Genomic DNA, 6000 nt, shown 5'->3' with positions numbered 1-6000 from the left:
TCTCGCATCGGTACACAAGGACAATTCCAATATGTAGCTTTTACTTCTGCTTCTTTATCTTCATAATGACGACATGGACATAAAGGAGCGCCCAATTCATCCTTATGTTTAGCCAACCCTTCAATTACTACTGCCGTAACGGAAGGATCTACACAAAAATAAGTGTTTGTATTCTTAGCATACTTTTCAGAGAAACTTTTCATCGCTTTCAACGATTTTTCACTGGATAGTGTTTTGTTTTCTGTAGTTGGGTTCATAATATACGTTTGTTATGCTGTTGATATTAGATAATTCTTTAAATTTTACAGCACAAAGCTATTTTCGGGAGAAAATATGGTAAAAAATTTGAAAGATTTAGAATTTTTCACCATAAAATATAATAAAAAGTTACATTTGTCAATATAAACAATTCATTGAAGAAGTCAAAAGTCAAAAATCAAAAGTCAAAAGTTATATTTTAGTGACTTGAAACCTAAATTTTAGCGGGTAAGGTTCAGCTTTTAAGTAAATTTGTATCACTCCTTCCCCTCTCCCTACTCCCCTACTCCCCTACTCCCTACTCCCCTACTCCCTACTCCCTAAACTTGAGACTGAAGTTGAAACTCTAATGGCTGAGTAGAAGTAATTTCCAAGCCAGAAGAATGCTGAAGCTTTGGTATTTCTGTTCGTGGATAAATAGATTCATCTAACCACAACAACCACCTACTTCCAGAAGGCAGAGAAGATAAGCTAGCTGGGTCTTGAGTCAACCAGAGCAAAGACTTATTTGGTGGCTTTCCTAACACAACCTCTTCCCCAAAGTTAACTCCAGCCAAAGTTTGCAACACCACCCTATTCCCCTGTACTAACCCAGTAGCAGCAGTCCAAAGTTGGACATTTTTCAGAGAGCGGTTAGCATAGAAATACAAAGAAGCTGCTGCTATTACCGCTGCTTCAAAACGGTCTGTTTGCCAATGAGCAGCACTATCAAGACAAATAATAACTTCTTCTCCTCCCTTAGATACCTCTAATTCTCGAACTCGCAACTCTCCATAACGAGCGCTACTCCGCCAATGGATCAAACGACTAGGATCGCCAAACCGATATGGTCGTAATGTCCGAGTTAATCCTTCCGAAGCCATCAGATAACGACTATCCTCGTTGAGTTGACGACTATTTTCTTGACCAAGTTCATCTATTATCGGACAATTACTTAGGGGTAAAACTGTAGGATACACAATAGCAGTAGCTTTAGCATTCCGACTACGACGACACCAAAATAGACCAAGAGGTGCTGCACTTCTCAGTTGAAGATGATGCCAACGATATATTCCTCTTCTTTTGGTAGGTAAATGGTAAGTCCAATGGTAAACTTCTTTACCAGGAATGACTTCTATTGCTTGTTCAGGTGATTTTCCTAGCACCAAAGGAATTTCATCTTTGAGTTGTACTAATGCTATTGGTTGATTAGTAGAATTTTCAATTGTGAGAGCGATAGTTAAATAGTCGTTCACCGTTACAGGTTGAATTGGATGACGACGTACTTGTATTTGACGTAGCGATCGCCCAGGTAACACAGCACCCATTCCTAATAATGCAAAACTCATCCCACTAATTACATATAGCCATCCTGCCATGGTATTAGTGGCGGCACCAAAGAAGAATATTGATAACATTCCGAGTAACCCACCTGCATAACTTGGTGTTACCCAGTGAGTTTCTAACCAGTCGGAAATTTTGTAGTAAATTTTCATATAATAGATTTAAGTGTCCAACCTAAATCATACCAATTATCAACTACTCGGGAGTACAGGGAAAGTTAAGCCTCTGGAGAGTAAAGACCTCTGCATTTATATAGAGAAATCCACAAAAGTAAGCCGACTCACAGAAATAGGTAACTCTTGCAGTGATGTGGGAGTCTCCTATGCTTCAGTCGGGGGAATATGTTAAACTACTCAAACTAATAGACATCTCCAAAAATAAAAAATAAAATCAATTATCGTACAGAAATTATCAGTTATTTCCCCCTATTCCCTATTACCTCTTCCCTCTTTTCTGGAGATATCTAATCGTATCATAGGTGTAATTGAGCTTGCGAAAATCAAGAAGGTCTGCAGCAGTTACAACCTCATTAGTTATAGGTAACATAGATACTAAATCCATATCATTAACATTTCCTGGTTGAGACTGACCGCCATCCCAAGGCCAGATTGGATCGTTAAGATTATATCCATAATTCATTCCTGTTGCAGGATAAAATTTTTCACCTGTATGTCCCTGCTCCTGCCATTCTGCCCAAATACGATCTGTATTAGAATGGGTCAACCAAAACGCCGGATCGTAGGGAGAACTCAGAATGCTCATCATTGTTCCTAGATTCCTAACTTGGTTAGTTGGAAATGCTGGAATGCTGTAATCTTTCAAAACTACTCCTCCAATCATCGCATGAGAATAGACATGGGCAGCCCAATCAGGAATCAAATTCCCCTCCTCATCTAAGCCAACACCACCACCTTCTAATACTGTAGAGAAGGTAACAAAATCATCAAGATTCATAATTCTCTCAATCACTTCTTTGGGCATCGGATACTTCTCAAACGGAGGGACTTCAACAAATCGCAACATTTTCGGTCCCAATGATGAAAAATTAATCGGTTCAATGTGAATATCTTCATTCAGTGTCCAGTCAGCAAAAGGTCCCGATATAACTGGTCCCCCTTCAAAGGTTCCTAAACCTGGAATTTCTACTTTCACACCTTGACCATTTCCTCCCAGAAAATCATCACTTAGCATTACATCTAGAGCTTTAGGATCGGTCCAATCCCAATAGGGAATTGTTACGCTGGGGTCTACTTGCTGCAAATATTTTTCTAGCTCATACAGTATTTTTCTATGCCAAGGCAAAAATCCAGTATTACCGGGATGAGCAGGATTAAAACCTGATGCTGGACCTGATGAGTCAAACTGTGGCTGAAACCCCGCAACCATAACGTGCTGTAGAACAAGCTGGTCAAAGATACTGAGTTTACTACCTTCAGGAAAAGTATTTTTTACTGTTTTGAGAGCATTGACAAATGCGGTTTTTTCTTCACTAGAGAGATCGACAATACTCTTACGCACTCTAAGATTGGTATCTAAATCAGACTGGCGATCGACTGAGTAAGAATCAGTTACGGGTTGAGCAAGAGAGGAAACTTCACCAGCTACATCAATACCTATTCCTGCTTCTGAGTAAGTTTTAATATTGGCAGAAGCAGTTTTTGATTGTGAGCAGAAAACTATTAATATAGTTATCGCAATTAATGCAATGCGAAAAGCAGCAAAGAATAATTTTTGGTAGTTCTGAAATAATTTCATGGCATTTTTCATCCTGTATTTTGGAAAAGTTCAATTTCCTCTATCTATTCTCTTGGTGTAATCATAACTTTACCGATCGCATTTCGATTCTGTACTTGCTCGTAAGCTGATATTGCCTCTTCTAAGGGATAGCTGGCAGCAATTAAAGGTCGGAGCATATTGGTTTCAATATCTGGGGTCAATTCTTCAAGAATTTTTGCACAAGCTTTAGTATCGAGAGAAAGACTGTTTATGCCAAAAAGAGCTAATTGCTTACGGTAGAAATTAAATATATCAAAGCCTACTTGATGTTCTTTTGCAGGGGCACTAATCTCAATGATACGACCTCTCGTCGCAAGTGTGCCTAAACACTTCTCAAACATCGATCCCCCCACGGCATCAAAAACTACATTTGCACCCTCTCCCTTAGTCACTTCTAAAACAGCTTCTTGTAGTTCTTCCTCTTTCAGGTTGATAACTGTTTCTGCACCTAATTTTTGTACTAGATCCCTCTGAGATTCATTGCGAATTGTACCGATGGGATATGCTCCTTTCCACTTAGCAATTTGCATTGTAGCGCTACCTACTGCTCCCGTTGCACCAATTACTAGAACTGTTTCTCCCGCACAGATAGAAGCACGCATCAGTCCCAAGGAAGCGGTAACGTAACTTACTCCCATTGCTGCTGCTTCTTGCATAGATAAAGTTTTTGGCTTGGGTATGACAGCATCTTGAGGTAGTATTATATACTCTGCATGGGTTCCATTACGGGTGAACCCTAGTTCCCCACCTGTTCCCCAAACTTCAGTTCCCACAAGATTAGATGCTCCCTCAACTACAATTCCGGCAAAATCACGACCAGGAATGCGAGGTAAGCTAGTATGAGGCATCATTCCCAAAACATTTTTCACATCACTGGGGTTAATTGCAGAAGCATGGATCTCGACTACAACTTCATCTACTTTTGGAGCTGGTTGGGGCAATTTTGTCAGCTTAAGTTGTGAAAGTGTCCCAAATTGTTCAAATTGAATTGCACGCATATAGGAAATGTTCCTGATTTTCAATATGTTCTAGTAACAGTCATTTATGGATTTATATTTTTTGAAGTTATAATCTGTTTCTACCTAATATTTGAAACTATTTTATAACTCAGTTCTTTCTAAATTTATATATTGAATATATTTATATATAGTCAATCTTTATTTATAGGAAATTTAGTGCAAATATTTTATTGCATGAGTTGATTATTTTTGTTGTTTCATTATGATTTGTATTGTACTTTAATATGTATTTTTTTAGTTTAACTTCTTTTTGATAAAGATGAAATGATTTAAATCAATAAATATTTGTTCAAGAATGATCAACTTCTTGTGGGATAAGAAACTTATCCCATAATAATAATTATATGAAATTTTAAAGTTGTAATTTAACAAACAATTTTATAACGATTTAGATCAACTACATATAATACCAATTTCATAAAATATTGCTACAGTGACTACATAGGGAACAGGGAACACCGGAGCTGGGAACAGGGAAAGAAAAACATCATAAAAAAGAGGAAAAAAGGTGAAAATTTTTAAATTTATGGAATTTATAATTTTTTCTTTTAGGAATAAATGACAAATTAAGATGTAACTGCCTTTGCATGAATTTGGTATAAAAAAAATTAATTATAGACTGAAGAGTATAAAGTTATGCCAAAAAACTAGTCGAAATATATTTTTATCGATCAAAAGGGTGTATTTCTATTTTGAATAAAGCCAAAAATTTATCGCTTTTAGGCAACAGCGGTGCGACTCTGCGTCGGCGCAAGACGCAAGCAGTCAGACCCCACGTCGGCGTCAGACGCAAGCGGTCGGAACCCGCGTCGGCATCAGATGCAAGCGGTCAGACCCCGCGTCGCCGTCAGGCGCAAGCGGTCAGATCCCGCGTCGGCGTCAGACGCAAGGGAATGCTGACCAAGAGAGGGAACGCCGACCAAGGGAGGGAATGCTGACAAAGAGAGCGATCGCGCACTAAGAGAGACAACGGGCAACAGGGAATATAGAACCCCCGATCGTATCTTCATAAATATCAAGTTTTTTTAGCTAGGAGTCAGAAGACAGGAGTTCATTAATTGATAATGGATAGAAGATCTGGGGAGAGATCATACAAAAAAATTCAACACTCCTTCAGATGATTTTTCCTCACTCATTGATGCGCGAAAAGACTTGACTACCATAATTATTATAGATCTCAAATGGCTTCTATAGAACCCATTTGGTATCTTGGCAAATATAGGGTTTTTTTGCTACAAAGTTAGATATTTATATAGCAATATGATTTGAGTTGTGAGATATTGAAAACTTTTAGGAAACAGGGAATAGGGAACAGAGAAAAAGAAAAAAATTTACCATATGAATATAATGATTGCTATATTATATACTTTTAAGGAACATCTGAATTGTCACAACTTATTCCTGATTGCTATATTTAATTACATAATTAATAGAGATCTCCAACAATCAAAAATTAAATCAATTATTGCACTATTATTCATCAATTATTTCCCCCTACTCCCTATGCGTGGAGGAGATGCCTAATAGAACCCATTTGGGTTCTACATAGGAAAAAAAGTATTTTTGCAAATATGAAATGCACCCGACCAAAAATCTTGGTAGTTCTGTATAGCAATGGTGAATG

Annotated in this window: 4 protein-coding genes; all 4 read right to left on the bottom strand. The window is 37.9% G+C overall.

Annotated elements, in window-relative coordinates; all coding sequences use genetic code 11:
- On the bottom strand, positions 1-257 hold a 257-nt coding region (locus AC3DU7_RS00710), incomplete at its 3' end, for a ferredoxin-thioredoxin reductase catalytic domain-containing protein (protein WP_488037449.1).
- Positions 258-578: 321 nt separating this feature from the next.
- Positions 579-1733, bottom strand: coding sequence for a DUF58 domain-containing protein (locus tag AC3DU7_RS00705; RefSeq protein WP_488037448.1), 1155 nt, complete (start codon positions 1731-1733; stop codon positions 579-581).
- Between the two features lie 283 nt (positions 1734-2016).
- On the bottom strand, positions 2017-3336 hold the full coding sequence (locus AC3DU7_RS00700; protein ID WP_488037447.1) for a tyrosinase family protein: 1320 nt from the start codon (positions 3334-3336) through the stop codon (positions 2017-2019).
- Positions 3337-3380: 44 nt separating this feature from the next.
- Entirely contained in the window at positions 3381-4355 is a 975-nt protein-coding gene (locus AC3DU7_RS00695) for a quinone oxidoreductase family protein (protein WP_488037446.1), read from the bottom strand.
- Between the last annotated feature and the right edge of the window lie 1645 nt (positions 4356-6000).

The organism is Okeania sp. (assembly GCF_983059655.1).
Note: the sequence above shows the minus strand (reverse complement) of the source record. Positions and strands in the feature narration are given on the sequence as shown.